Source organism: Pseudomonas sp. GG8, assembly GCF_052976945.1.
Genome location: NZ_JBRIIP010000001.1, coordinates 3,500,492 through 3,524,495, shown reverse-complemented (window position 1 = coordinate 3,524,495; position 24,004 = coordinate 3,500,492). Strand labels below are relative to the sequence as shown.

Here is a 24,004-nt window from a genome sequence, read left to right as displayed (position 1 = left end):
AAGCTATGTTGAACCGTGAGCTCGAAGTCACCCTCAATCTTGCCTTCAAGGAGGCACGTTCCAAGCGTCATGAATTCATGACGGTTGAACATCTCTTGCTGGCTCTTTTGGATAATGAGGCTGCCGCGACCGTCTTGCGCGCTTGTGGCGCAAACCTCGACAAACTCAAGCATGATCTGCAGGAGTTCATCGACTCCACGACACCGTTGATTCCTGTCCATGACGAGGATCGCGAAACCCAGCCGACCCTGGGCTTTCAGCGGGTACTGCAACGTGCTGTCTTTCACGTCCAAAGCTCGGGCAAGCGTGAAGTCACTGGCGCTAACGTTCTGGTTGCCATTTTCAGCGAGCAGGAAAGCCAGGCAGTGTTTCTGCTCAAACAGCAGAGCGTTGCACGGATTGATGTCGTCAATTACATCGCTCATGGTATTTCCAAAGTGCCAGGGCATGGCGATCACTCGGAAGGTGAGCAAGATATGCAGGATGACGAGGGCGGCGAGTCTTCTTCTTCAGGCAATCCTCTGGATGCCTACGCCAGCAACCTGAATGAATTGGCGCGTCAGGGCCGGATTGATCCATTGGTCGGACGTGAGATGGAAGTCGAGCGTGTGGCGCAGATTCTGGCGCGTCGTCGCAAAAACAACCCGCTGCTTGTCGGTGAGGCCGGGGTGGGTAAAACCGCCATCGCCGAAGGTCTGGCTAAGCGTATCGTCGACAATCAAGTGCCTGACCTGCTCGCCAATAGCGTGGTGTATTCCCTCGACCTGGGTGCGCTCTTGGCCGGGACCAAATACCGTGGCGACTTCGAGAAGCGCTTCAAAGCGTTGCTCAATGAGCTGAAAAAGCGTCCGCAGGCGATTTTGTTCATTGACGAAATTCATACCATCATCGGCGCAGGTGCTGCTTCTGGTGGTGTGATGGATGCATCGAATCTGCTCAAGCCGCTGCTGTCTTCGGGGGATATCCGCTGCATCGGCTCGACAACGTTCCAGGAATTTCGCGGGATCTTCGAAAAAGATCGGGCTTTGGCGCGGCGTTTCCAGAAGGTTGATGTGTCCGAACCGTCCGTGGAAGACACCATTGGCATCCTGAGAGGGCTCAAGGGGCGTTTCGAGCAGCATCATGGTATCGAGTATAGCGACGAGGCATTGCGCGCCGCTGCCGAGCTAGCATCGCGCTACATCAATGATCGGCACATGCCGGACAAGGCCATTGATGTTATCGACGAAGCCGGGGCTTATCAGCGCTTGCAGCCCATCGAGAAGCGCGTGAAGCGTATCGAAGTGGCTCAGGTTGAAGATATCGTTGCCAAGATTGCGCGTATTCCGCCTAAGCATGTCAACAGCTCCGACAAGGAACTGCTGCGTAATCTTGAGCGCGACCTCAAAATGACCGTGTTTGGTCAGGATGCAGCGATTGATTCGCTGTCGACCGCGATCAAGTTGTCGCGCGCCGGTCTGAAATCGCCGGATAAACCGGTCGGTTCGTTCCTGTTTGCAGGTCCTACGGGGGTCGGCAAGACCGAAGCGGCTAGGCAGTTGGCCAAAGCCTTGGGCATTGAACTTGTGCGTTTCGATATGTCCGAGTACATGGAGCGTCATACCGTTTCGCGCTTGATCGGTGCACCGCCGGGTTATGTTGGCTTCGATCAGGGTGGTTTGCTGACCGAGGCGATTACCAAGCAGCCGCATTGCGTACTGCTGCTCGATGAAATCGAGAAGGCGCATCCGGAAGTCTTCAACCTGCTGCTGCAGGTCATGGACCACGGTACGCTGACTGATAACAACGGGCGCAAGGCGGACTTCCGCAACGTGATCGTGATCATGACCACCAACGCTGGCGCAGAAACTGCTGCGCGTGCCTCGATTGGCTTCACGCATCAGGATCACTCTTCCGATGCAATGGAAGTGATCAAGAAAAGTTTCACGCCGGAATTCCGTAACCGTCTGGACACCATTATCCAGTTTGGTCGCCTCAATCATGAGGTCATCAAAAGTGTGGTGGACAAGTTCCTTACCGAACTGCAGGCGCAGCTGGAAGACAAGCGTGTGCTGCTTGAAGTGACTGACGCCGCCAGAACCTGGTTGGCTGAAAGTGGCTACGATGCGCAGATGGGTGCAAGACCCATGGCTCGTTTGATCCAAGACAAGATCAAGCGTCCGCTGGCTGAAGAGATTCTCTTCGGTGAGTTGGCCGAGCACGGTGGCGTGGTGCATATCGACGTCAAGGACGGAGAAATGACCTTCGACTTCGAAACAACGGCAGAAATGGCTTAAGCCAAAACCAAAAAGCCCTGTATCTCACCTTTGATCGGGTGGTACGGGGCTTTTCATGGGCGAAATCTGTGTTGCGCGACAGTGCGGGAAGCCAAATCCCGCTCACACAAAAACGCCCGGCACAGGCCGGGCGTTTTTGTTAAGACCTGTTAGCGGGCGCGGTAAGTGATACGCCCTTTGCTCAAGTCGTAGGGCGTCAACTCGACGCGGACCTTGTCGCCGGTAAGAATACGGATGTAATTCTTACGCATTTTGCCGGAAATATGCGCGGTGACAATGTGCCCATTTTCCAACTCCACACGGAACATGGTGTTGGGCAGGGTGTCGACGACCGTGCCTTCCAGTTCAAAAGCTTCTTCTTTCGCCATGTAGTAAAAGGCCTCGGTATCCGATGAGTGGCCTGGTGCAACTGCTCCAGGCAAAAGCGGCGTGCATTGTGCCCGAAAAATAGGGGTTAAGCCAAGTGCTTCAATAAAGAGTGACCCATCTCTGGTTCGTAAGCAGCTCAATGGGCCGATATTGGGTTTTGTAATTCATCTTTTTACAGTTCTTTATCCAGTAGCCCAGGTAGACCGCATGGAGCTGCAATCTGGTCGCCTCGGCGATCTGCCAGAGAATCGCGTAGCGGCCCAGACTGCGGCGCTCTTCGCCTGGTTCATAGAATGTATAAACCGCCGAAAGGCCGGTGGGTAAAAGGTCAGTAACGGCGACTGCCAAGAGGCGTTCGTCGAGGCGAAATTCGTAGAATGTCGAGAAAGGCAGGTCGCGTACCAGAAATGTTGAAAACTGGTCACGACTAGGGGGGTACATGTCGCCATCAGCATGCCGCTGCTCGATATAGCGCTGATACAGGTCGAAGTACTCTTCGCTGAATCGTGGCTGAGTCGGGGTCACCTGCAGATCGGCATTGCGCTTGAAAATGCGCTTTTGCTGACGATCTGGAACAAACAGTCCCACAGGAATGCGAGCAGGAACGCACGCGCTGCAATTCTGGCAGTGAGGCCGGTAAAGATGGTCTCCGCTGCGGCGAAAACCCATGTCGGAAAGATCGGCGTACACCTGAACATCCATCGGCTGGCTAGGGTCCAGAAACAGCGTCGTCGCTTGTTCCTCAGGCAAATAGCTGCAGGAATGGGGTTGAGTGGCATAAAACTTAAGCCGCGCCAGCTCTGTCATGATCAACCCTCGGATAAAATCTCTAGTTAAGAGTGTATGTCAGGCTATGAAACTCGCCTAGGCAGCCAGTCGGCGATATTAGGTTGATCCAGGTGCTGGCGAAGGTAGTCGGCAAATGTGGTGCGGGTAATCGCTCTGGCGCCGAAGCTGTGCAGATGTTCGGTTGGCATCTGGCAGTCGATCAGTACGAAACCCCACGCCTTCAGGCGCTCGACCAGCGTGGCAAAGCCGACTTTCGAGGCGTTGTCCGCCCGACTGAACATGGACTCGCCAAAAAACAGCCGGCCTATTGCCAGGCCATAAAGGCCTCCGACCAAGGCATCCTGCTCCCAAACCTCCACGCTGTGGGCATAGCCGCGTCGATGCAGTTCAAGGTAGGCCGATTGCATCGAGTCGGTGATCCAGGTGCCATCGGCGTAATCGCGCGGCGCGGCGCACGCTTGAATGACGGCTGTGAAATCCTGATCAAATGTCACCTGGTAGCGCCCCTGGCGCAACACTTTGCCCAAACTGCGAGAAATGTGCAGTTCCTCGGGAAATAATACCGTGCGCGGATCTGGTGACCACCACAGGATCGGCTGTCCCTCCTGAAACCAGGGAAAGCAGCCATGACGATAAGCCTGAATCAAGCGGTCGGCGGATAGATCACCGCCTGCGGCCAGCAAGCCGTTCGGCTCACGCATGGCTTTTTCCAGTGGAGGAAAGGTCAGGTCGTTACGTTGTAACCAGGTCAGCATGGTATCAAGACTTATCGAAGGGGGAGGGCGGTACACTCGACGGCTGCAACTCTATGGCGTCGGTGTGGTCGTAGACGGTCCCGTTGACGAAACCTGAGGCCGATGTGTGTAGCCAAACGATGCAATCAATGGCTTGGGTGTGCGACACGGCAGGATCCGGATGTTTGATGTCGTTCATAAAAACACTCCATAAGCCTTTGTCACGAAAGACAATGCATGCTCAAATTGAGTCGTTCGTCCGGCGCTTGAAGATATGCTACACGCAAGCCAGACTAGCGTGGCAACGGCGGTGCAAACCCGTACAATGCCGCCCTTATTGGTGTTTTTTCAAGTGATTAGCCGGGTTGTAGATAAGCGTATCCATTTGTTTCATTTTTACCGAACGCTAGACAGCAGTATTTCGTAGTCAATCATCAGATGTTCGCGCTAAGGCGCAGGAAAAGAAGCGTTTTGAAGAAATCCACCGTAGCATCCAGTTCCATTCCGCTCTGGCGTCAACAGTTGCACTACCGGCTCAAGGAAGGTGCGCTGATCGCTATCGGCGCCCTGTGCCTGTATCTGATGATGGCGTTATTGACCTACGATCAGGCCGACCCCGGTTGGAGCCATACCAGTAGTGCCCGGCAGGTGCAGAATGCTGCGGGGCGCGCTGGCGCATTCTCGGCTGACATATTGTTCATGGTGTTGGGTTATTTTGCGTACATCTTCCCGCTGTTGTTGGCGGTCAAGACGTATCAAATCTTTCGTCAGCGTCATGAGCCGTGGCAGTGGAGCGGTTGGTTGTTCTCCTGGCGCCTGATCGGCCTGGTCTTCCTGGTATTGTCTGGTGCGGCCTTGGCCCATATTCACTTTCACTTCACTGCGGGCCTGCCAGCATCGGCCGGTGGTGCGCTGGGCGAAAGTCTGGGCGATCTGGCAAAAAACGCGTTGAATATCCAGGGCAGCACCCTGATGTTCATTGCGCTGTTTCTGTTTGGCCTGACGGTTTTTACCGATCTTTCGTGGTTCAAGGTGATGGATGTCACCGGCAAGATCACGCTTGACCTGTTCGAGTTGTTTCAGGGCGCGGCCAATCGCTGGTGGACGGCCCGTGGCGAGCGCAAGCAGATGGTTGCGCAACTGCGTGAGGTTGATACCCGTGTCAGTGAAGTGGTGGCGCCTGTCGCCCCTGATCGCCGGGAGCAGGCCAAGGCCAAAGAGCGTTTGATCGAGCGCGAACAAGCCCTCAGCAAACACATGACCGAGCGCGCAAATCACGTACCCGCGGTGATTGCTCCGGCGCCGGCCAAAGTGGTGGAGCCGAGCAAGCGCGTGCAGAAAGAGAAACAGGCGCCATTGTTCATCGACAGCGCGGTGGAAGGTACCTTGCCGCCGATTTCGATCCTTGATCCGGCAGAGAAGAAAAAGCTCAACTACTCCCCCGAATCGCTGGCTGCCGTCGGTCATCTTCTGGAAATCAAACTCAAAGAGTTTGGTGTGGAAGTCACCGTTGACTCCATTCATCCGGGACCGGTGATCACGCGCTACGAAATTCAGCCCGCCGCCGGGGTCAAGGTCAGTCGAATCTCCAACCTGGCCAAGGATCTGGCGCGTTCGCTGGCCGTGACCAGTGTGCGTGTGGTTGAAGTCATCCCGGGCAAGACCACCGTCGGCATCGAGATTCCTAACGAAGACCGGCAGATCGTGCGCTTCTCCGAGGTGTTGTCCACTCCGGAATTCGATGACGCCAAGTCCCCGGTCACTCTGGCCCTGGGGCATGACATTGGCGGCAGGCCGGTGATTACCGACTTGGCGAAGATGCCGCACCTGCTGGTGGCCGGTACTACCGGTTCCGGTAAGTCGGTGGGGGTCAACGCGATGATCCTGTCGATCCTGTTCAAGTCGGGGCCGGAAGACGCCAAACTGATCATGATCGACCCGAAAATGCTTGAGCTGTCGATCTACGAAGGCATTCCGCATCTGCTGTGCCCTGTCGTCACCGACATGAAGGACGCGGCCAACGCCCTGCGCTGGAGCGTCGCCGAGATGGAGCGGCGTTACAAACTGATGGCGAAGATGGGGGTGCGTAACCTGTCGGGTTTCAATCACAAGGTCAAAGAAGCTCAAGACGCCGGCACGCCGCTCGAAGATCCGTTGTACAAACGCGAAAGCATGCACGACATAGCGCCGCTGCTGACCAAATTGCCGACCATCGTGGTAGTGGTCGACGAATTCGCCGACATGATGATGATCGTCGGCAAAAAGGTCGAAGAGCTGATCGCCCGAATCGCCCAGAAAGCCCGGGCAGCTGGTATTCACTTGATTCTCGCGACCCAGCGGCCATCGGTGGACGTGATCACTGGTTTGATCAAGGCCAACATTCCTACTCGCATGGCGTTTCAGGTATCGAGCAAGATCGATTCGCGGACCATCATCGATCAGGGCGGCGCCGAACAACTGCTCGGTCACGGTGACATGCTGTACATGCCGCCGGGTACCAGTCTGCCCATTCGTGTCCATGGTGCTTTTGTGTCTGACGAAGAGGTCCACCGCGTCGTGGAGGCCTGGAAGTTGCGTGGCTCACCTGACTACAACGAAGACATCCTTGCGGGCGTTGAAGAGCCCGGTAGTGGCTTTGATGGCGGCAGCGAAGGCTCGGATGACAGCGAAAGCGATGCTCTGTATGACGAAGCGGTACGTTTCGTCCTGGAAAGCCGCCGCGCTTCCATTTCCGCGGTGCAGCGCAAGCTGAAGATCGGTTACAACCGCGCCGCCCGAATGATCGAAGCAATGGAAATGGCGGGCGTTGTGACGTCCATGAACACCAACGGCTCGCGTGAGGTCATCGCACCGAGCCCAATGCGCGACTAACCCAGACAGCGCGACAGTGCGCTGTCTGGGCTCCACTGAATTCAATGAGGACTCCCATGCGTCTTATCCGCATGCTGTTGGTATCTGCACTGGCTTTTTCCGCTATCCCGGCCTATGCCGATAGCAAAGATGTCGCGCGACTCACTCAGTTGCTTGAAAAATCACAAACCCTGACCGCCCGGTTTTCTCAATTGACACTGGACGGCGGCGGTACCCAATTGCAGGAAACAGCCGGTGACATGGCGTTGCAGCGTCCAGGCCTGTTCTATTGGCATACAGACGCGCCTCAGGAACAGTTGATGGTATCCGACGGGAAAAAAGTCTCGTTGTGGGACCCGGATCTGGAACAGGTGACAATCAAGACCCTCGACCAGCGGCTGACCCAGACCCCTGCATTGCTGTTGTCCGGTGATGTGTCCAAGATCAGCGAAAGCTTTGACATCAGCGCGAAGGAAGCCGGCGGCGTGATCGACTTTGTGCTCAAACCCAAGACCAAGGACACACTGTTCGACAGCCTGCGGCTGTCTTTTCGCAATGGCGTCATCAATGACATGCAGTTGATTGACAGCGTCGGCCAGCGCACCAATATCCTGTTCACGGGCGTGAAAGCCAACGAGCCGATTGTTGCCGGCAAATTCAAATTCAATATCCCGAAAGGCGCTGATGTCATTCAGGAATAAGAGGTTTTAACCGCGGCCCATGGACTTGTTTCGTAGCGATCCGATAGCTCAGCCCTTGGCCGCGCGCTTGCGTGCGGCCAATCTGGATGAATACGTCGGTCAGGAACATCTGCTCGCTCATGGCAAGCCTCTGCGTGAGGCGCTTGAGCAGGGCGCTTTGCATTCGATGATCTTCTGGGGGCCGCCGGGCGTGGGTAAAACCACGCTGGCACGGCTGTTGGCGAAAGTCTCGGATGCGCATTTCGAAACGGTCTCGGCAGTGTTGGCCGGGGTCAAGGAAATCCGTCAAGCCGTCGAGATTGCCAAGCAGCAGGCGGGGCAATACGGTCGCCGAACCATTCTGTTCGTCGACGAAGTGCATCGTTTCAACAAGTCGCAGCAGGACGCCTTCCTGCCTTACGTAGAAGACGGCACTCTGATTTTTATCGGCGCGACCACTGAGAATCCGTCTTTTGAACTGAACAACGCCTTGCTTTCCCGTGCGCGGGTTTATGTCCTGAAAAGCCTCGACGAAGCGGCGTTGTACAAACTGGTGCAGCGTGCACTGACGGAAGAGCGTGGTCTGGGCAAACATCAACTGAGCCTGAGCGACGAAGGTTTCAAGATGCTCCTGGCTGCGGCTGATGGTGACGGCCGGCGTTTGCTCAACCTGCTGGAGAACGCTTCCGACCTCGCCGAAGATGGCACCGAGATCAGTGTCGAGCTGCTGCAAAGCCTGCTTGGCGACAGTCGTCGTCGGTTCGATAAGGGCGGCGAAGCGTTTTACGATCAGATTTCAGCGCTGCATAAGTCGATTCGCGGTTCCAACCCTGACGCGGCGTTGTACTGGTTCGCGCGGATGATCGATGGCGGTTGCGATCCGTTGTACCTGGCGCGCCGTGTTGTGCGCATGGCCAGTGAAGACATCGGCAATGCTGACCCTCGGGCGCTTACGTTATGCCTGTCGGCGTGGGATGTGCAGGAGCGTCTGGGCAGCCCCGAGGGTGAGCTGGCGGTGGCACAGGCCATCGTTTATCTGGCCTGCGCGCCAAAAAGTAACGCCGTGTACATGGGCTTCAAGGCAGCGATGCGCGAAGCGACCGAACATGGTTCGCTGGAGGTTCCGCTGCACCTGCGTAATGCGCCGACCAAGCTGATGAAGCAGCTGGGCTATGGCGAAGAATACCGTTACGCCCACGATGAGCCCGACGCTTATGCCGCTGGCGAAGACTACTTTCCGGACGATCTTGAGCCGCGCCAGTACTACCAGCCGGTACCGCGTGGCCTTGAGCTGAAGATCGGAGAAAAGCTTAATCACCTGGCGGCACTGGACAAAGCAAGCCCACGTAAGCGGAGAAAGTAGTGATTCGATTGATTCTTGCAGTATCCGCCGGGGGTATCGCTGGTACATTATTGCGCTTCGCCACCGCCAGCTGGATCTCGGCGAACTGGCCGCGACACTTCTACACCGCAACATTGGCCGTTAACATCGTCGGCTGCTTGCTGATTGGTTATCTGTACGGACTGTTCCTGTTGCGTCCCGAAGTACCGATCGAGCTTCGTGCAGGCCTGATGGTAGGTTTTTTGGGTGGCCTGACGACATTTTCATCTTTTTCACTGGATACGCTGCGCTTGCTGGAAAGCGGGCAGGTGCCGCTGGCACTGGGCTACGCGGCAATCACCGTATTCGGCGGGCTGCTCGCGACGTGGGCTGGCCTGTCCTTGACCAAACTTTGATAGACGAGAGAACGATATGCTCGATTCCAAACTGTTACGTACCCAACTTCAGGACGTAGCGGATCGCCTGGCGTCCCGTGGTTTTACCCTGGACGTGGCCCGCATCGAAGCGCTGGAAAACCAGCGCAAGACCGTCCAGACCCGCACAGAACAGTTGCAGGCCGAGCGTAATGCCCGCTCCAAATCCATCGGTCAGGCCAAGCAGCGCGGCGAAGACATCGCGCCGTTGATGGCCGACGTCGAGCGTATGGCTGACGAACTGAGCACCGGTAAAGTCGAACTGGATAATATTCAGGCCGAGCTGGACGGGATGCTGCTGAGCATGCCGAACCTGCCACACGAATCGGTTCCAGTCGGCGCGGATGAAGACGACAACGTTGAAGTTCGTCGTTGGGGCACACCTACCGTGTTTGACTTCGAGGTCAAGGACCACGTCGAGCTTGGCGAAAAGTACGGCTGGCTGGATTTCGAAACCGCCGCCAAGTTGTCTGGCGCCCGCTTCGCGTTGTTGCGGGGCCCTATTGCTCGCATGCATCGTGCATTGGCGCAGTTCATGATCAACCTGCACGTCACCGATCACGGCTACGAAGAGGCTTACACCCCGTACCTGGTACAGGCACCCGCGTTGCAGGGCACAGGCCAGTTGCCGAAGTTCGAGGAAGACCTGTTCAAGATCACTCGCGAAGGCGAGGCGGATCTGTACTTGATCCCGACTGCGGAAGTGTCGCTGACCAATATCGTTGCTGGCGAAATTCTCGATCCAAAGCAATTACCGCTGAAGTTTGTTGCGCATACCCCATGCTTTCGCAGCGAGGCCGGTGCATCGGGTCGCGATACACGCGGGATGATTCGTCAGCACCAGTTCGATAAAGTCGAAATGGTTCAGATCGTAGAGCCTGGCCAGTCGCAAGCGGCACTGGAAACACTCACCGGCAACGCTGAGCGCGTTCTGCAACTGCTGGAACTGCCTTACCGCGTACTGGCCTTGTGCACCGGTGATATGGGCTTCAGTGCGGTGAAGACGTACGACCTTGAAGTCTGGATCCCAAGCCAGGACAAATACCGCGAAATTTCCTCGTGCTCCAACTGTGGCGATTTCCAGGCGCGACGTATGCAAGCGCGCTGGCGTAATCCGGAAACCGGTAAGCCAGAATTGGTTCACACCCTGAACGGTTCCGGTCTGGCTGTAGGTCGGGCGCTGGTCGCCGTATTGGAAAACTATCAGCAGGCCGACGGTTCTATCCGTGTTCCTGAAGTACTCAAACCCTACATGGGTGGGCTTGAGGTTATAGGCTAAATGGAATTCCTGCCGCTGTTCCATAACCTGCGTGGCAGTCGCGTGCTGGTGGTCGGCGGGGGTGAAATTGCCTTGCGCAAATCACGCTTGCTCGCTGATGCCGGTGCGTTATTGCGGGTGGTTGCGCCCGAGATAGAAGCGCAATTGTGCGAGTTGGTGGAGCGCAGCGGCGGCGAACTAATTTTACGTGGCTATGCCCAAGGCGACCTTGTGGGGTGCGTGCTGATCATCGCCGCCACCGATGACGAGCCGCTTAACGCTCAGGTGTCGCAAGATGCCCGGCAGCGTTGTGTGCCGGTCAACGTGGTGGATTCGCCTGCGTTGTGCAGCGTTATATTCCCTGCAATCGTTGACCGTTCACCGTTGGTGATTGCGGTGTCCAGTGGCGGTGATGCGCCGGTGCTGGCGCGGTTGATTCGCGCCAAGCTTGAAACCTGGATTCCCTCGACGTATGGCCAATTGGCCGGCTTGGCGGCGCGATTCCGCAGTCAGGTGAAAAACCTGTTCCCCGATGTTCAGCAGCGCCGGGCATTTTGGGAAGAGGTGTTTCAGGGACCTGTCGCTGATCGCCAGTTGGCCGGGCAGGGCGCTGAAGCCGAGCGTCTGCTGATTGCTAAAATCAATGGTGAGGCGCCCAGCGCACCCGGCGAGGTGTATCTGGTGGGCGCAGGGCCGGGCGATCCGGATTTGCTGACCTTCCGCGCTTTACGTCTGATGCAGCAAGCCGATGTGGTGCTTTACGACCGCCTGGTGGCGCCGGCGATTCTGGAACTTTGCCGGCGCGATGCCGAGCGAGTCTATGTCGGTAAACAGCGTGCCGATCACGCTTTGCCGCAGGATCAGATCAATCAGCAGTTGGTTGTTCTGGCCAAGCAAGGCAAGCGTGTACTGCGTCTCAAAGGCGGCGATCCGTTCATCTTCGGGCGTGGTGGCGAAGAGATCGAAGAGCTGGCGGCCCACGGTATTCCGTTTCAGGTGGTGCCAGGCATTACTGCTGCCAGCGGTTGCGCAGCCTATGCCGGTATTCCGCTGACCCACCGTGATTACGCGCAATCAGTGCGCTTTGTTACCGGGCATTTGAAAGACGGCACCACGGACCTTCCCTGGAGCGATCTGGTCTCACCGGCGCAGACATTGGTGTTTTACATGGGCCTGGTCGGCTTGCCGATTATTTGTGAACAGTTGATCCAGCATGGCCGTTCCCCGGACACGCCTGCAGCGCTGATTCAGCAGGGCACCACCTCGAATCAACGGGTATTCACTGGCACATTGGCCAACTTGTCACAACTGGTCGCTGAGCATGAAGTGCATGCGCCAACGCTGGTGATCGTCGGCGAAGTGGTCCAGTTGCGAGAAAAACTGGCGTGGTTCGAAGGCGCTCAAGGACAGCTCTAGCGCATCTGCTTTAAGTGCATGCCTTGATGATCCGGGTTTACGGGTGATCAAGGCAGCACCTCATGCCTTATCCTCAAACTCCAGTTTTGTGCCAGATTCCACGGCCTGTAAGCCGTTCGCGGTCATGGCTGGCGTGGAGGTGCAGCGCTGGTCCTTTAGGTACGATCCCGGTCGGGTTGATGGTCCGGTGGCTCGCATAGTAGTGACCCTTGATGTGCTCAAAGTCCACCGTCTCAGCGATGCCCGGCCACTGATACAACTCGCGTAACCAGTTACTCAGGTTCGGATAATCGGCAATGCGGCGCAGGTTGCATTTGAAGTGGCTGTAATACACCGCGTCGAAGCGAGCGAGGGTGGTGAACAGGCGTACATCGGCCTCGGTCAGGTACTCACCGGCCAGGTAACGTTTCTCGCCAAGCAGCACCTCCAGCCAATCCAGTTCTGCAAACAATCCATCGAATGCTTGCTCGTAAGCGCCTTGCGAAGTGGCGAAGCCTGCGCGGTAAACGCCATTATTGACTGCTGGGTAGATCCGATCATTCAATCGATCAATCTGCTGTTGCAGCGGTTCAGGGTAGAAATCCAGGCGATCACCGGTCAGGCCATCGAACGCCGAGTTGAACATGCGGATGATCTCGGACGACTCATTGCTGACGATACGTTGTTGCTGTTTATCCCACAGCAATGGCACGGTCACGCGGCCAGTGTAGGCGGCGTCATCGGCGGTGTAGCGCTGATAAAGAAAGTCCAGGCCATCAAGCTTGTCACCGCTGGAGCCCTTTTGTTTATCGAAGGTCCAGCCATTTTCCAGCATCAGCCAACTGACCACGGACACGTCGATCAAGCTTTCCAGACCTTTGAGTTTGCGCAGAATCAGTGTGCGATGGGCCCATGGGCAGGCGAGGGAAACGTAGAGGTGATAGCGGCCAGCGTGTGCTGCAAAGCCACCTTCACCGCTGGGGCCGGGTTGGCCGTCAGCGGTGATCCAGTGACGGCGTTGCGCGTTTTCACGCTGGAAGGCGCCGTCTTTGCTGCTTTCGTACCACTGATCATGCCAGCGTCCGTCGACCAGAAGGCCCATGTCTGACTCCTAAGCTCTTTTGCATTGGAGGCCAGTCTAATTGCATTGGTTCGAACGAATAGTGCAAAGCATGGGCGACTATGATCGATTAAATAGATCTGTCGCGATTATCCCAGTACTGCTGAGCCAATTCGAAGGCGGCATCGCGTGGGGTTCCAAGGCCGCGCAAGGCCAGAGCAATGGTCGAAATCAAGGCCAGCTGCGGGTAGCTGTCTTCGACTTCACCTCTCCAGAGTGCCGTTAACTGTGTCGGGTCGAGCGTGGCCGGTTTGACATGGCGTCTTGGTGACAGCGCAGGCCACTCCTCATCCCAGCTTTGCCCGGCTGTAGTGCCGTAAAGGTGACTGATGGTGTCCGGGTTTATTTCGACTTCACCGCCATCGCCCTTGATCACGATGGCGTTGTCACCCAGCAAACCACTGGCTTCGCGGTGCATGCCCTGATAACCGGGATGGAAGATACTTTGCAGGCCGCAACGAGCGCCCAGAGGATTGAGGGCTCGTGCCAGTGAGTGGATAGGGGAGCGCAGGCCGAGGATGTTGCGTAGGTCGATCATTCGCTGCAACTGCGGCGCCCAATCCCCTAGCGGGATGAACGCCAGGTTGTGTTGCTCGAGCGCCGTACCGACCTCCTGCCAGTTGCGGCACAGCGGGATGCCCAGCAGGTCTAGCAGTTGTTCGCTGTACAGGCGCCCTGCGGTATGCGCGCCGCCACCATGCATCAACACGCGCACACCGTTTTGCGCCAGGCACTTGGCCGCAAGCAAGTACCACGGCAGATGGCGCTTCTTGCCGGCGTAAGTCGGCCAGTCGATATCGACGTGCAATGCCGGGGTCTGCAAGCGTTCACGTACCGCCTCGGTGAAGCCTGCCAGTTCCTCCGCGCTTTCTTCCTTGTGCCGCAACAGCATCAGAAAGGCGCCAAGCTGGGTGTCTTCGACTTTCTCATCGAGCAGCATGCCCATGGCTTCACGCGCTTCTACGCGAGTAAGGTCGCGGGCGCCCCGTTTGCCCTTGCCCAGGATGCGCACGAACTGGGCGAACGGATGTTCGGCAGGTGTTTCTGTGATCAGCGGGGCAAATTCGGTCATATGCAATTCGTCGGTTTGGGCAGGCCCGCCAGCTTAGCGGCGAGTTTGGCGGGGGTGCCATTGAACAGGCGATTGAGGTGCATGCTGTTGCCCTTTTCAGGGCCTAGCTTCAACGCCGTGTATTTGATCAGCGGGCGAGTCGCGGGCGACAGCTGGAACTCGGTATAAAAAGCCCGCAGCAGTTGCAGAATCTCCCAGTGTTCCGGGCTGAGGGTGATTTCTTCCCGCAAGGCCAAGGCTGTTGCAACCTCTTCTGACCAGTCGTTCAGGTCTACCAGGAAACCATCCTTGTCCAGTGCAATGCTGTGTTCGGCAATCGTCAGCTGTTTCATAGCCAAGTGTTGACCTTGTCGAAGCAGATCGATAATGCGACGAACCCTGGGTAATCGACGCTTTCGACCCCGTGCGGAATCTCAAGGTTACGCGCCAGGATGTCCTCTTCAAGCACGAACAGCTTTAGCGACTCTATTTGTTTCTCCAATGCGCGGCGCGGCGCGGAATCAGGGCGCAAGGCATACGTCGCGTCACCGCAGAGCAGGATGGCGTCGTCCGGGCCGAGCACGCGCAGACAGCTGGTCAGGCGGCTGTCTGCAAAAGGGGAGTGAGACAAAACATGCAAGGTCGACATCAGAGCGTTATCACCTGGTCGTAACGGTCAATAATCGCGGAAATTTCTGACGCCTGAAGTAGCTGCAGCGTATCCAAATTTAACTCCTTAGGGGGAATTCCGCGTTCTACCAGGCTGTCGTTGCAGGCAAAAATGTCCTCTACACCGAACAGTGACAATGCCTTCAAATTGGCCGTCAAGTCCTTCTGTTGCACTTGAGCAGCCTGTTGCTCGGGCAAAAGCTGCAGCACGCCATCATCGAGAAACAGTAATCCGATGGGCAAATCGAACGCGCCGCCCGCTAATACGATATCCAGCGCTTCCCGCGCGCCCGGGCCGGACCAAGGCGCCTGACGGCTGATAATTAATAGTGATGCTGGCATCTCAAGGTCCTCCGAAGCAGATCAGTCGGTCGGCTGCCTGCACCGCATCATGCAGTTGGCCTAGCCCCGACAACTCCCACGGCGCTGAGACATTGGCTGCTGGTCGCTGATAGCGTTGAGCTTCTTCTTTATTAAGCACGCCACGTCGCAAGGCGGCGGCGATGCACACGACACCGTCGAGCTGATGGTGGGTGACGAACTCGCGCCATTGGCGTGGCAGATCTTGCTCATCCTGAGGCGTGACGATATTGCCCGACGCGATGTGCACGCCTTCCTGATAGAAAAACAGCCGGACAATCTCATGGCCGCCAGCCAGCACCGCCTGCGCAAACAGGAGGGCGCGGCGGGAGGAGGGCTCATGGGCCGCAGAAAAAAGGGCAATGGAGAACTTCATGGTCGGCTCAGTCAACGAATCTTGGGCAATGATAATAGAGTCAGACAGCAAAAAGCCCGCTAAGCGGGCTTTTTGTTGAAGCTCAACAGAGAATCAGTTTCTGCTGCCACCCATCAGGCCAAACAGCTGCAACAGGCTGACGAACAGGTTGTAGATCGATACATACAGGCTGATGGTCGCCATGATGTAGTTACGTTCGCCGCCCTGGATGATGGCGCTGGTCTGGAACAGGATGCAAACGGAGGAGAACAGCACGAAACCTGCGCTGATCGCCAATTGCAGCCCGCTGATCTGGAAGAACATGCTGGCCAGCACCGCGCCCAGCAGGACGAAGAAGCCAGCAGTGATGAAACCACCGAGGAAGCTCATGTCCTTGCGGGTGATCAGCACGTAGGCGGACAAACCACCGAATACCAGCGCGGTCATCGCAAACGCGGAACTGACAACCTCAGCACCGCCCTGCATTCCCAGGTAACGGTTGAGAATCGGGCCCAGCAGGTAACCCATGAAACCGGTCAGAGCGAAGGTCGATACCAAGCCCCACGCCGAGTCGCGTAATTTATTGGTAAGAAAGAAAAGGCCATAAAAACCGATCAGCACAACGAATACGTTCGGGTAACGAACGTGATTCTGCTGAGCGATAAAAGCCATCAAACCGCTGAAAGCAAGGGTGATAGCCAGAAGACCATATGTATTGCGCAGGACGCGGCTAACCTCTAGCTGCTCGGCCTGCACGCCGTTGTTCACTGCGTAATCCTGTTCGCGCATGGCGCAACTCCTGGTGATTGAAATGTTAAGACGCAAAGATCATAACAGACGCTTTGCCGCTAGTTATGAAGAGAGTTTGACAGTGTGTTTCATTCGGGTATTATGGCGCCCGCAACGCAACGGAGGTGTGGCCGAGTGGTTTAAGGCAGCAGTCTTGAAAACTGCCGACTGTAACAGGTCCATGAGTTCTTATCTTAGGTACATCCTGACTGCACGCTACGCACCTCCGCATTGAAGCACCCGGGAAATTGGCAGAGTGGTTGAATGCACCGGTCTTGAAAACCGGCGAACGTTAATAGCGTTCCCAGGGTTCGAATCCCTGGTTTCCCGCCAAACTCAGTAAAATCAGGGCTTAGAGCGATCTAGGCCCTTTTTTATGCCTGCTCATCCGCAAAGCCCCGGGCTGTCATCAATTCCCCCCAAAGATCAGAATCCCAAGCATGCATCCACCCAGTTGCACGCTACTGCATTCTGCTGCGCACCAGAAAGGCAAGGCGTCTCCAACTGCACGCTTGCGAAAGCCTCGGTTTCTTTGCCGTTCAAAGCTGCTGAGCATCCAATGAAAGCTCATCCCTACCCCATCAAGAACCAACGTCCAGTCCTGCAGTTGACCTATCTCCCAGAGGAAAGTGAGCTGACTTTGCTCGCAAAACGAATCGCCAGATAGTTCGGCTCCTTGGAATGGCAACCTTTGATGAAACAGGCGTAAGCTCCAGGCCCTTGGCCGATATTGAGAATTGGAAGCTGTGGAGCAATTTGATCGTAGAGAGCATCTGCTAAAACCGCACTTCGCTCATATGCGTCACCTCCATAGGCTTGAGCAGCTTCAGCGTGAAATCGACAGCGTTTTACACAGCGTCACCTTGGATGGGCTAGGTGATTTTGTTTTCGCCACGAAGGTCTGCTGTTACACCACTGCCGAGATCATTGAGGATGTGAATCGTGCGATCCTGCAATATCTCAAAATTGGTAGCTACTCAGCTGCAGAGTCGTTGTCCAGGACGTCGCTGGAAAACTCGATCAATCTGATTTTCTACATTATCTCTCCTACAGAAATCCTACTATTCCCCTATCCCCAGATACTCCCAAGCCCCGAAACCTCATCAAATCGTCCTCCCCAAAAGCCACCCCCAGCCCTCAAGACCCAGGGGGAGTCCGTAGAAAATGCCCAATCCATCCATACTATCTACTGCCTACTACTAACACTCACCCTCATCGAAGCGCCGCCGAAGCACCACCGAAGCGCAATTGACCCACCATCAAACCGCACTCGGGTGCTTCATTCGCTCATTTTCCAACTACATACGATAAAAGGCGGTGAGGCTAATAGCTCAGGCGGTTCAAGGTATATTGCTCATGATGCTTGCGTTGGGTTGAGCTCTGTGTGAATTCTATTGATAGGTAACTCGTGAAAGCTATTCTTCCGAACGGCTATGAGGTCGATCCCGAACCCTATGGGATGTTGTACTACGGGACAGACAAGGTTGATATTCAGCAGGCGTTTTCAAGTGGCATCCCGCTGAAAGGGCTCGATAGAAGACTTTATGAGCACGTGAAACAAAACCCCCAGAGTGCATTTCGGGGAACCACTGTCCTGGCGAACGTCAACCAGCAATTGGGTCAAGGTGCGATCCACTGGGCAAACGTCGGGGGTTGGGTGTACGAGATTGGGCCTATGCTGGGCTGGGATCCTGAGAAGCTGCTGGAAGGGCAGGTAGGCTTTGCAGGACGCTTCACAGGGTCGCCCTACGCGATTGAGTTAGAAACATCGGTGCCATCTCGGATCGCACCCCATCAGATCCATAAGGCGGGCGTTGTTGTGGCGTCAGCTGGTTGCTTGGTAGTGAGAACATGGACATACAACCCAAATTATCAGATGCCTTGATAGGCGAGTTGCGGTCTCGCTGGTTTACTCCGGAAGGCCAAGACTCACTACGTCAGTTCCTCATGAAGCTGAGGAATGAACCACTTGAGTGGAAACAGGATTTTCATGCTCCTCGCGCAATCCACTCGTCTGCGGACTATCCAGATCTGCTGACTGATCTTCGAGGTATCGAGCTCAGGGGAGTCGCCCTCAGAGGCGCTCAGTTGCCATACGTCGACCTGAGCTATGCGGTGATAGAGAGGTGCGATCTTGTGGACGTCTGCTTGCAGGGTTCCAAGCTTAGCTATGCGCGCTTTAGCGGTTGCGACATGAAGCGAAGCGATCTGCTCCAAGTGATGGCAGATCACTCCCGGTTCGAGAGCTGCTCATTGCATGAAGCGGTTTTGGGTAATGGAGATTTTAGGAAGTCGTCATTTCGGAATGTGCAAATGCCTCAAGCGATACTCGACAGTGCTGATATCCGCGACGCCAAGATGCAAAGGGTCGGGCTCAAAGGGGCGCGCATGCATTTCACGAGGTTTCCCAATGGCTTCGATCCGGAGAAAAAGCCTCGGGGATCACATGGGCCGGACGCTGATCCGTCGCCTAACTCCTGATGAAGGCGATAGCATAGTTTCGGCTGTGCCCTGCGGGATGGCTGTCGTGAGCCAAGCCTGGCCATGCTGGCCCGTCTTGGCCCTTCGGGCTTCCATCCGCACGGCTGCGCGCTCCGCTTGCCTGGCAGCAGCACCAGCGGCCTGTCTCTCAAGTCATTGAGGGGGGAGGTTGGTCAGAGCGCATGCTGATCGCGGCATTAAGTATTCGTTTTGCACGCAGCAGACTACTCTAGGTCGCTGATCATTGAAGTCCCATCGAAGATAAAGCCAGACTTGATCAAGTCAACGCCTTGCACTGTACCCCAAGCGCGTCCTGCCCCCGATCGTCCCCTGAACCCTGAACCCTGAACCCTGAACCGATCAGTCCCGTCATCCCGACAATCCCCAGCTCACAGGGTTGCTACATCAGTGCCGTGTTGCCATGATTGCTTCCAGCGACAAACCACTCTATCTCGTGGTTTACAGGCTGCTGGGCAAACTCGGTAGCTACAGAGCTGACTTTGAAAACAGTCATCTCTGGAAGCAGCCTTAATAGCCGTTGGCACCCTGCAATCCTAAACCCGCAGCCCAAGCCCAGGACACGTTAAGGAAAGCCGTTGAACGTATTCAGCATCAAGACCAACCCTAAATTTGCCGTCACTCTCACTGAAAAGAGCTACAACGACAAGACGCGTAGAGTTGCGCCCTACATCTTCAATGACGGGAACAAGGTTCACTCTTACGCGTTGTGCCCTGCCTGCCAAAACCCTGTAACCCTAGTTAACAGGAATGTCCCCTCTACCGACTCCCAAGTTTTGTATGCAAAACACAAGGGTAGCTCAGTCCCTGGATTGGCAGAGCATAATCAGGCTGCATATGAAGACTGTCCCCTGCACAATCCTGAAAGGTTTGATAGCAAGACGCTTCGGAAGAGTGCTGCCAGGAACGATGAGATTCTAAACGCTTTGCGTAATCACTTGCATCTCGTTATCAATATTCTCGAAAAGGCGACGGGGATGAAGTTCACGGATGACTTGGTGGTTGGGCTACTGGATGACTTTAAGGGCAATCAAGGTCATAAGTACAGGGCGATCACTCTATATAATTTGCCGTTTGGTTTTGCCTATATGACTGAGGGGCGTGATATCTGGGGTTGCAGGGTTGGTGATGAGCTTGCAGATGATATTGGTAAAAAATCATCTGGATTTGAAGTTGATAGGTATGGGTTCGTAAAAAGAAAGGAAGGCGTGAAGGCCCGTAAGATTCATTTGTACTTTAATCAGCATCAAGTCGGTAACGAAGAATTTGGCAGTGACCGGATACAACTTGTGGTAGTGGAACTCAATACGGCTACTGGCGTAGCCACGGTCTTGCACGAGAAGACGTTGAGTTTCGATTCAGGACTCTTTTTCAACACCTATCATCGAAGCGAGCGCCTACGCCTACTGGCTCACAAGCATCTGTAAGGCCGAGCCGAGTGGTCTCTTGAGAATTTCATCAATTTCGTTAGCGCTGATGGGAATGTCTTGCAATTCTTCTTCGACCGACTCGGCGAATACCTCCGGTACTATGTGACCAATGGCTCGGTAGGCGAGTTCATTGACGAGATCCAGAAAGCCTTTTGGTTCCTTAAAGGACGAGAGGGCTCTGGAGAGACTCCTGGATGCTGAGCTTAGGCGCTTCAGCTGGTCGACTTCCACCAGAGCGATGAGGATCAGATTGTCGCGATAGCCCGAGAATGGTGTGTTCTGATTAAATTTCATGGTTAGCACATTCCTTTTTATTTTTTTATAAGGGCCAACGACTATGAGCGGGTTCAAATAGCCACCCATATTTCATCGTGCGGGTTGAGCAGCGTAATGCGCAATAGGTTCAGCGCCTACTGGGAGAAAAAGGCGGCATGATGAGTACCAGTTCTCTTACGCTAAACCAGTCAGTTATCGATTCTCTAAACGACGCGTTGCTGCACGATAGCAATTGGCAAGTTGCGCTTCATCCGGGGGGAATAGTCAACCTGATGTTCTGAGCGTCTACTGTGTTCAGTCCGCAGCAAAGCCATTTAGCCGCCACCTTCTTCCCGGAACAATGCTGTTGGGCATCCAGTCTGGGCATTTGCTCGTGTGTTTTGATATTTGGGTCAGGTATTACCGGCTAGGGGTTGCTCACGGTTAAATAGGGAGCGATTGCTCCGAGCAGTAGCCTAAATTTGACCGTGGCTGAGCTACCGTTTGGCGTGCCCTGCGGGCTGGCTGTCGTGAACCAAGTCTGGCCATGCTGGCCTGTCTTGGCCCTTCGGGCTTCCATCCGCACGCCTGCGCGCTCTGCTTGCCGAGCACCACCACCAGCGGCCTGTCTCTTAGGTTCTTGGCGCGGGCGGTCAGTTAGAATGCGAGTTGACATAGCATGAAGGCAAACGCTTGATCAGTGAGTGAGTGAGTGAGTGAGCGCAGAAGGATGACGAAATGTTGATGCTCAGGAAATACAACCCGCGCTTCGAAACCCAAGGTGAAGTCGCGGCCAAGCGGTACGCAAAAAAACTGGTATGGCCCGGGCGGCTAGCCTATTTCCTGCTTACCTTCCCCTTAACGCAGTGGCTGGCCGCAACAGTAGGGGTTGCCCTAGGTCTTGTGGTCTATGTGGTCGGGGGCAATTTTCGGAAATATGAACCTGAGTTTTCGGCACAGCTTCCGATTTGGAGACGATTGTGGCTGCTGAAAGCGGCGACACAATTTCTGGGCGCATCAACGATCATACTCGGAGTCGCCATTGGGCAAACTCATTGGCAAGGAATGCGTTACGTCATCCATGAGGCTCTTCAATGGGTGGAGATGCTCTGGAGCCTAGCTGGCGCGATGTTCACGTGAGTGAGGTTGGGGCACGGGCTGGCATCCTGCTGCATCGATTAGACAAATGGAAAAATGAGGAACTACATGGCGTCTTGCGCTCATCAGGATCAGGTCTGTTACAACTGTGTTCATGATCCCTATCTGGCCGGCGAGATTAAACGTACTGGGGCATCAACCACCTGCAGCCTCTGCAATGCCAAACGAAAATGCATCCCCCTGTCCAACCTCGCGTCCCGCGTCGAGAAAATCCTTGATGGCTACGTCCACGAGGGCGAGTACTACCGCCGTTGGAATGATGGGCTGGAAGACAGTCAGCAAGGGGACAGCCTTGAATGTTGGGTCGGCGAGATCTTCGGCTGCGACAACATCGAGCCCATCGTGGGGGCCGTGTGTGCTCGCCTGCTCTCTTACAGCAACGATGCCAATTACTCCAAGCGGCCCTACCGACTGGACGACATTGGCCACCAGTGGGGGGATTTTCAGGAAGGGATGAAGCACGGTAACCGCTTCTTCAATGACAGCGCGAAAACGTTTTTGGACTGGATCTTCAAAGACCTGGACAAGTACTCTGCGTCGTCAGACGAGCATGCCGTTATCCGGTTGCTCACGCCTGAGGATTCTCCGCCGATTTTCCGTGCTCGCACCTGCGTGAAATCTTCGAGTATTGACGAGATCATGGCTGATCCAGCGCGCAATTTGGCTGCTCCTTCGAAAGAGCTTGCCGGGGATGGAAGAATGAACCCCGTCGGTGTACCTGCCTTCTATGGCGCGTTTGAGCGTGACACCTGCATTGCTGAGCTCCGCCCACCCGTAGGCGGTACGGTGGTCAGCGGTCAATTCAGGTTGAGCAGGATGGTGCGGGTGCTGGATTTTGGGCGCTTTGAGAAGGCAGATCTCGGGCCCTCACCAAGCTTTTTCGACCCGAAGCATCATGCAAAGACCGGGCGTCAAGAGTTCCTGAAATACCTGCATAACGAGATCACGATACCTGTACTCCCTGGGGCGGAGCGAGACTATCTCATCACGCAGGTGATTGCTGAATACTTGGCTACGCACTGTAAACCCAAGATTGACGGCGTGATCTTTAAGTCCGTGCAAGACAGGGCCGGGAGCAACATCGTTCTATTTTCGCATGTCGCATGTGCACCATCATCGATGACATGGCGCACCATTGGCGGTGGGTACGGAGTCAGCGGAGCGAGGCAGTCGGAAGGGGCTTGCATCGAGTATGTGAGCGGCAGCCTGGTGTGCCATTCTGTTCACCATGTGAGCTACAAGGCAGAACCGATGGCGCTGAAGGAAAAAACTCCGAAAGGGAAGGAGGAGGCTCACAAAGCTGTTGATCACGCTGACTTTTGAAGTCGAGATCGCGCCAGATCAGTCGAATTCGCTTTACTGTCGTTCAGAGCATCCCATTAAAGCGCTATGGTCGGCTCGCTGTGTGCTTCCCGAGGTATTGAGGGATTTTATCCGGCGCGCCCTGCGGGATGGCTTTCGTGAACCAAGTCACCGGTCTTGGCGCTGCGGGCTTCCATCATCAGGACTGCGCGCTGTGCTTGCAGGATGGCCGTTGCCGAGGCCTCGATATTTGCGGTCACGAGAGTGCCTAAAAGTGGCCGCATGCCGCTTTAAACCGTCCATCAGCTACAAGTCATACAACCCCCCCTGATGCTTTGAGCATTGTCCTCGAAAGCTTTGACGGTTGTCTAACGTTGAATGCGTGGCCGGTAGCCATTACCCTTACTTTGATCGGCACAGCGAATGTGGTTGGGCTACCTGCAACATCAGTATGGCCGAGCCATTGCCAACTCATTCAATAGGGAAGACTCCGTGTCAAAGCTAACCATCACAGTAGAAGCGGACAACGGTTCTGGAATCTCCAGCCTGCTTGACCTCGCATTGGCCGAGCTGAAACGTAAGAGTCGCGTAATGACTGACTACGACACGAGTATGGCAGGCCATCAGGCGGGCACGATGGGTAGCTATGTCGTGCAGTTCACCATCCCGGAAGTGGATGATGACACCTTCGATCCAGACGACCCGTTCGGTTTTGTAAGTGCTGGTAAGCCACGAGCGCCTAAAAAGGTTCAGGGTTACGAGCACCCAGAAGGTTGGTATGAGGATTCGATGTTGCTGATCGATGACCCTGCCCAACCTACGTTGAAGGAGGGGCAACTGCTGAGCTACATGAGAGAGGTTCGTGGGCTTCACATTTATGTTCTGCTCACTGTAGTGGTCTAATGAAACC

General features: G+C 55.5%; 26 protein-coding genes and 2 tRNA genes. 15 read left to right on the top strand and 13 right to left on the bottom strand.

Going from position 1 to position 24,004, the window contains the following annotated elements:
- Window positions 1-5 precede the first annotated feature (5 nt).
- A complete protein-coding gene (gene clpA / locus ACVBEG_RS17110) occupies window positions 6-2,276 on the top strand; it encodes an ATP-dependent Clp protease ATP-binding subunit ClpA (protein ID WP_219064426.1) in 2,271 nt (756 codons plus the stop codon).
- Between the two features lie 149 nt (window positions 2,277-2,425).
- On the opposite strand, the gene infA is transcribed toward clpA, so the two are convergent.
- The 4 genes from infA to ACVBEG_RS17090 all read right to left on the bottom strand — a co-directional run bounded on the left by infA (window position 2,426) and on the right by ACVBEG_RS17090 (window position 4,367).
- The gene (gene infA / locus ACVBEG_RS17105; protein ID WP_322178418.1) at window positions 2,426-2,644 is read right to left on the bottom strand and encodes a translation initiation factor IF-1; all 219 of its coding nucleotides are present in this window, start codon (window positions 2,642-2,644) and stop codon (window positions 2,426-2,428) included.
- Window positions 2,645-2,744: 100 nt separating this feature from the next.
- Window positions 2,745-3,452: an arginyltransferase gene (locus ACVBEG_RS17100; RefSeq protein WP_322217075.1), complete on the bottom strand. Its 708-nt coding sequence runs from the start codon at window positions 3,450-3,452 to the stop codon at window positions 2,745-2,747.
- 44 nt (window positions 3,453-3,496) lie between these two features.
- On the bottom strand, window positions 3,497-4,189 hold the full coding sequence (gene aat / locus ACVBEG_RS17095; RefSeq protein ID WP_447108142.1) for a leucyl/phenylalanyl-tRNA--protein transferase: 693 nt from the start codon (window positions 4,187-4,189) through the stop codon (window positions 3,497-3,499).
- A gap of 4 nt (window positions 4,190-4,193) precedes the next feature.
- Window positions 4,194-4,367, bottom strand: a complete 174-nt coding sequence (locus ACVBEG_RS17090) for a hypothetical protein (protein ID WP_330201770.1) — start codon at window positions 4,365-4,367, stop codon at window positions 4,194-4,196.
- 239 nt (window positions 4,368-4,606) lie between these two features.
- Between ACVBEG_RS17090 and ftsK the strand changes: the two genes are divergently transcribed.
- From ftsK to cysG, 6 genes are read left to right on the top strand one after another with little or no spacing between them, the layout of a single operon-like run.
- Window positions 4,607-7,039, top strand: a complete 2,433-nt coding sequence (ftsK, locus tag ACVBEG_RS17085; protein ID WP_322178422.1) for a DNA translocase FtsK — start codon at window positions 4,607-4,609, stop codon at window positions 7,037-7,039.
- Window positions 7,040-7,095: 56 nt separating this feature from the next.
- On the top strand, window positions 7,096-7,719 hold the full coding sequence (gene lolA / locus ACVBEG_RS17080) for an outer membrane lipoprotein chaperone LolA (protein ID WP_322178423.1): 624 nt from the start codon (window positions 7,096-7,098) through the stop codon (window positions 7,717-7,719).
- Between the two features lie 19 nt (window positions 7,720-7,738).
- Complete coding sequence (locus tag ACVBEG_RS17075) at window positions 7,739-9,061, top strand: replication-associated recombination protein A (protein ID WP_322178424.1); 1,323 nt, start codon at window positions 7,739-7,741, stop codon at window positions 9,059-9,061.
- Window positions 9,061-9,435 (top strand): fluoride efflux transporter CrcB, encoded by a 375-nt coding sequence (crcB, locus tag ACVBEG_RS17070; protein WP_219064433.1) that lies wholly within the window; start codon window positions 9,061-9,063, stop codon window positions 9,433-9,435. The genes ACVBEG_RS17075 and crcB overlap by 1 nt, the downstream gene beginning before the upstream one ends.
- Before the next feature lie 16 nt (window positions 9,436-9,451).
- Window positions 9,452-10,732 (top strand): serine--tRNA ligase, encoded by a 1,281-nt coding sequence (gene serS, locus ACVBEG_RS17065; RefSeq protein ID WP_322178425.1) that lies wholly within the window; start codon window positions 9,452-9,454, stop codon window positions 10,730-10,732.
- A complete protein-coding gene (cysG, locus tag ACVBEG_RS17060) occupies window positions 10,733-12,127 on the top strand; it encodes a siroheme synthase CysG (RefSeq protein WP_322178426.1) in 1,395 nt (464 codons plus the stop codon).
- A 73-nt stretch (window positions 12,128-12,200) separates the two neighbouring features.
- Here cysG and ACVBEG_RS17055 read toward each other — a convergent pair whose 3' ends face one another.
- From ACVBEG_RS17055 to ACVBEG_RS17025, 7 genes are all read right to left on the bottom strand, one after another.
- Window positions 12,201-13,208 carry a glutathione S-transferase family protein gene (locus ACVBEG_RS17055; RefSeq protein ID WP_322178427.1) on the bottom strand — a complete coding sequence of 336 codons (1,008 nt, stop codon included), beginning with the start codon at window positions 13,206-13,208 and terminating at the stop codon, window positions 12,201-12,203.
- An 88-nt stretch (window positions 13,209-13,296) separates the two neighbouring features.
- A complete protein-coding gene (locus tag ACVBEG_RS17050; RefSeq protein ID WP_322178428.1) occupies window positions 13,297-14,298 on the bottom strand; it encodes a glycosyl transferase family protein in 1,002 nt (333 codons plus the stop codon).
- On the bottom strand, window positions 14,295-14,630 hold the full coding sequence (locus tag ACVBEG_RS17045; RefSeq protein WP_322178429.1) for a TusE/DsrC/DsvC family sulfur relay protein: 336 nt from the start codon (window positions 14,628-14,630) through the stop codon (window positions 14,295-14,297). The genes ACVBEG_RS17050 and ACVBEG_RS17045 overlap by 4 nt, the downstream gene beginning before the upstream one ends.
- Complete coding sequence (gene tusB / locus ACVBEG_RS17040; protein ID WP_322178430.1) at window positions 14,627-14,926, bottom strand: sulfurtransferase complex subunit TusB; 300 nt, start codon at window positions 14,924-14,926, stop codon at window positions 14,627-14,629. The genes ACVBEG_RS17045 and tusB overlap by 4 nt, the downstream gene beginning before the upstream one ends.
- Window positions 14,926-15,288, bottom strand: coding sequence for a sulfurtransferase complex subunit TusC (tusC, locus tag ACVBEG_RS17035; RefSeq protein WP_322178431.1), 363 nt, complete (start codon window positions 15,286-15,288; stop codon window positions 14,926-14,928). Before tusC ends, tusB begins: the two co-directional genes overlap by 1 nt.
- A 1-nt stretch (window position 15,289) precedes the next feature.
- Entirely contained in the window at window positions 15,290-15,682 is a 393-nt protein-coding gene (tusD, locus tag ACVBEG_RS17030) for a sulfurtransferase complex subunit TusD (protein ID WP_322178432.1), read from the bottom strand.
- Window positions 15,683-15,775: 93 nt separating this feature from the next.
- Window positions 15,776-16,450: a Bax inhibitor-1/YccA family protein gene (locus ACVBEG_RS17025; protein ID WP_322178433.1), complete on the bottom strand. Its 675-nt coding sequence runs from the start codon at window positions 16,448-16,450 to the stop codon at window positions 15,776-15,778.
- 121 nt (window positions 16,451-16,571) lie between these two features.
- On the opposite strand from ACVBEG_RS17025, the gene ACVBEG_RS17020 reads away from it, so the two are divergent.
- From ACVBEG_RS17020 to ACVBEG_RS17000, 5 genes are all read left to right on the top strand, one after another.
- A tRNA-Ser gene (locus tag ACVBEG_RS17020) sits at window positions 16,572-16,679 on the top strand.
- A gap of 13 nt (window positions 16,680-16,692) precedes the next feature.
- Window positions 16,693-16,783, top strand: a tRNA-Ser gene (locus tag ACVBEG_RS17015).
- Window positions 16,784-17,858: 1,075 nt separating this feature from the next.
- Entirely contained in the window at window positions 17,859-18,335 is a 477-nt protein-coding gene (locus tag ACVBEG_RS17010; protein WP_447108141.1) for a hypothetical protein, read from the top strand.
- A complete protein-coding gene (locus ACVBEG_RS17005) occupies window positions 18,302-18,931 on the top strand; it encodes a pentapeptide repeat-containing protein (RefSeq protein WP_447108140.1) in 630 nt (209 codons plus the stop codon). Before ACVBEG_RS17010 ends, ACVBEG_RS17005 begins: the two co-directional genes overlap by 34 nt.
- Before the next feature lie 596 nt (window positions 18,932-19,527).
- Window positions 19,528-20,376 (top strand): hypothetical protein, encoded by an 849-nt coding sequence (locus tag ACVBEG_RS17000; protein ID WP_447108139.1) that lies wholly within the window; start codon window positions 19,528-19,530, stop codon window positions 20,374-20,376.
- On the opposite strand, the gene ACVBEG_RS16995 is transcribed toward ACVBEG_RS17000, so the two are convergent.
- Window positions 20,353-20,673 carry a hypothetical protein gene (locus tag ACVBEG_RS16995; RefSeq protein ID WP_447108138.1) on the bottom strand — a complete coding sequence of 107 codons (321 nt, stop codon included), beginning with the start codon at window positions 20,671-20,673 and terminating at the stop codon, window positions 20,353-20,355. The genes ACVBEG_RS17000 and ACVBEG_RS16995 overlap by 24 nt on opposite strands.
- Window positions 20,674-21,372: 699 nt before the next feature.
- On the opposite strand from ACVBEG_RS16995, the gene ACVBEG_RS16990 reads away from it, so the two are divergent.
- Both ACVBEG_RS16990 and ACVBEG_RS16985 read left to right on the top strand, forming a co-directional pair.
- On the top strand, window positions 21,373-21,774 hold the full coding sequence (locus ACVBEG_RS16990; RefSeq protein ID WP_447108137.1) for a hypothetical protein: 402 nt from the start codon (window positions 21,373-21,375) through the stop codon (window positions 21,772-21,774).
- A gap of 54 nt (window positions 21,775-21,828) precedes the next feature.
- Complete coding sequence (locus ACVBEG_RS16985) at window positions 21,829-23,115, top strand: RES family NAD+ phosphorylase (protein WP_447108136.1); 1,287 nt, start codon at window positions 21,829-21,831, stop codon at window positions 23,113-23,115.
- Between the two features lie 107 nt (window positions 23,116-23,222).
- On the opposite strand, the gene ACVBEG_RS16980 is transcribed toward ACVBEG_RS16985, so the two are convergent.
- Window positions 23,223-23,354 carry a hypothetical protein gene (locus ACVBEG_RS16980; protein ID WP_447108135.1) on the bottom strand — a complete coding sequence of 44 codons (132 nt, stop codon included), beginning with the start codon at window positions 23,352-23,354 and terminating at the stop codon, window positions 23,223-23,225.
- Window positions 23,355-23,586: 232 nt separating this feature from the next.
- Here ACVBEG_RS16980 and ACVBEG_RS16975 point away from each other — a divergent pair, with 232 nt between their 5' ends.
- Window positions 23,587-23,997, top strand: a complete 411-nt coding sequence (locus ACVBEG_RS16975) for a hypothetical protein (protein ID WP_447108134.1) — start codon at window positions 23,587-23,589, stop codon at window positions 23,995-23,997.
- Window positions 23,998-24,004 lie beyond the last annotated feature (7 nt).

Excerpts from the sequence above, each read along its gene's own strand:
- ACVBEG_RS16995 (WP_447108138.1), bottom strand. The coding sequence starts at position 20,673 with ATGAAATTTAATCAGAACACACCATTCTCGGGCTATCGCGACAATCTG.
- serS (WP_322178425.1), top strand. The coding sequence starts at position 9,452 with ATGCTCGATTCCAAACTGTTACGTACCCAACTTCAGGACGTAGCGGAT.
- tusC (WP_322178431.1), bottom strand. The coding sequence starts at position 15,288 with ATGCCAGCATCACTATTAATTATCAGCCGTCAGGCGCCTTGGTCCGGC.
- tusD (WP_322178432.1), bottom strand. The coding sequence starts at position 15,682 with ATGAAGTTCTCCATTGCCCTTTTTTCTGCGGCCCATGAGCCCTCCTCC.
- ACVBEG_RS17100 (WP_322217075.1), bottom strand. The coding sequence starts at position 3,452 with ATGACAGAGCTGGCGCGGCTTAAGTTTTATGCCACTCAACCCCATTCC.
- cysG (WP_322178426.1), top strand. The coding sequence starts at position 10,733 with ATGGAATTCCTGCCGCTGTTCCATAACCTGCGTGGCAGTCGCGTGCTG.
- ACVBEG_RS17050 (WP_322178428.1), bottom strand. The coding sequence starts at position 14,298 with ATGACCGAATTTGCCCCGCTGATCACAGAAACACCTGCCGAACATCCG.
- ftsK (WP_322178422.1), top strand. The coding sequence starts at position 4,607 with ATGTTCGCGCTAAGGCGCAGGAAAAGAAGCGTTTTGAAGAAATCCACC.
- ACVBEG_RS16985 (WP_447108136.1), top strand. The coding sequence starts at position 21,829 with ATGAGGAACTACATGGCGTCTTGCGCTCATCAGGATCAGGTCTGTTAC.
- infA (WP_322178418.1), bottom strand. The coding sequence starts at position 2,644 with ATGGCGAAAGAAGAAGCTTTTGAACTGGAAGGCACGGTCGTCGACACC.
- ACVBEG_RS17045 (WP_322178429.1), bottom strand. The coding sequence starts at position 14,630 with ATGAAACAGCTGACGATTGCCGAACACAGCATTGCACTGGACAAGGAT.
- ACVBEG_RS17090 (WP_330201770.1), bottom strand. The coding sequence starts at position 4,367 with ATGAACGACATCAAACATCCGGATCCTGCCGTGTCGCACACCCAAGCC.
- lolA (WP_322178423.1), top strand. The coding sequence starts at position 7,096 with ATGCGTCTTATCCGCATGCTGTTGGTATCTGCACTGGCTTTTTCCGCT.
- aat (WP_447108142.1), bottom strand. The coding sequence starts at position 4,189 with ATGCTGACCTGGTTACAACGTAACGACCTGACCTTTCCTCCACTGGAA.
- ACVBEG_RS17075 (WP_322178424.1), top strand. The coding sequence starts at position 7,739 with ATGGACTTGTTTCGTAGCGATCCGATAGCTCAGCCCTTGGCCGCGCGC.
- ACVBEG_RS16990 (WP_447108137.1), top strand. The coding sequence starts at position 21,373 with ATGTTGATGCTCAGGAAATACAACCCGCGCTTCGAAACCCAAGGTGAA.
- ACVBEG_RS17055 (WP_322178427.1), bottom strand. The coding sequence starts at position 13,208 with ATGGGCCTTCTGGTCGACGGACGCTGGCATGATCAGTGGTACGAAAGC.
- tusB (WP_322178430.1), bottom strand. The coding sequence starts at position 14,926 with ATGTCGACCTTGCATGTTTTGTCTCACTCCCCTTTTGCAGACAGCCGC.
- ACVBEG_RS17005 (WP_447108140.1), top strand. The coding sequence starts at position 18,302 with ATGGACATACAACCCAAATTATCAGATGCCTTGATAGGCGAGTTGCGG.
- clpA (WP_219064426.1), top strand. The coding sequence starts at position 6 with ATGTTGAACCGTGAGCTCGAAGTCACCCTCAATCTTGCCTTCAAGGAG.
- ACVBEG_RS17025 (WP_322178433.1), bottom strand. The coding sequence starts at position 16,450 with ATGCGCGAACAGGATTACGCAGTGAACAACGGCGTGCAGGCCGAGCAG.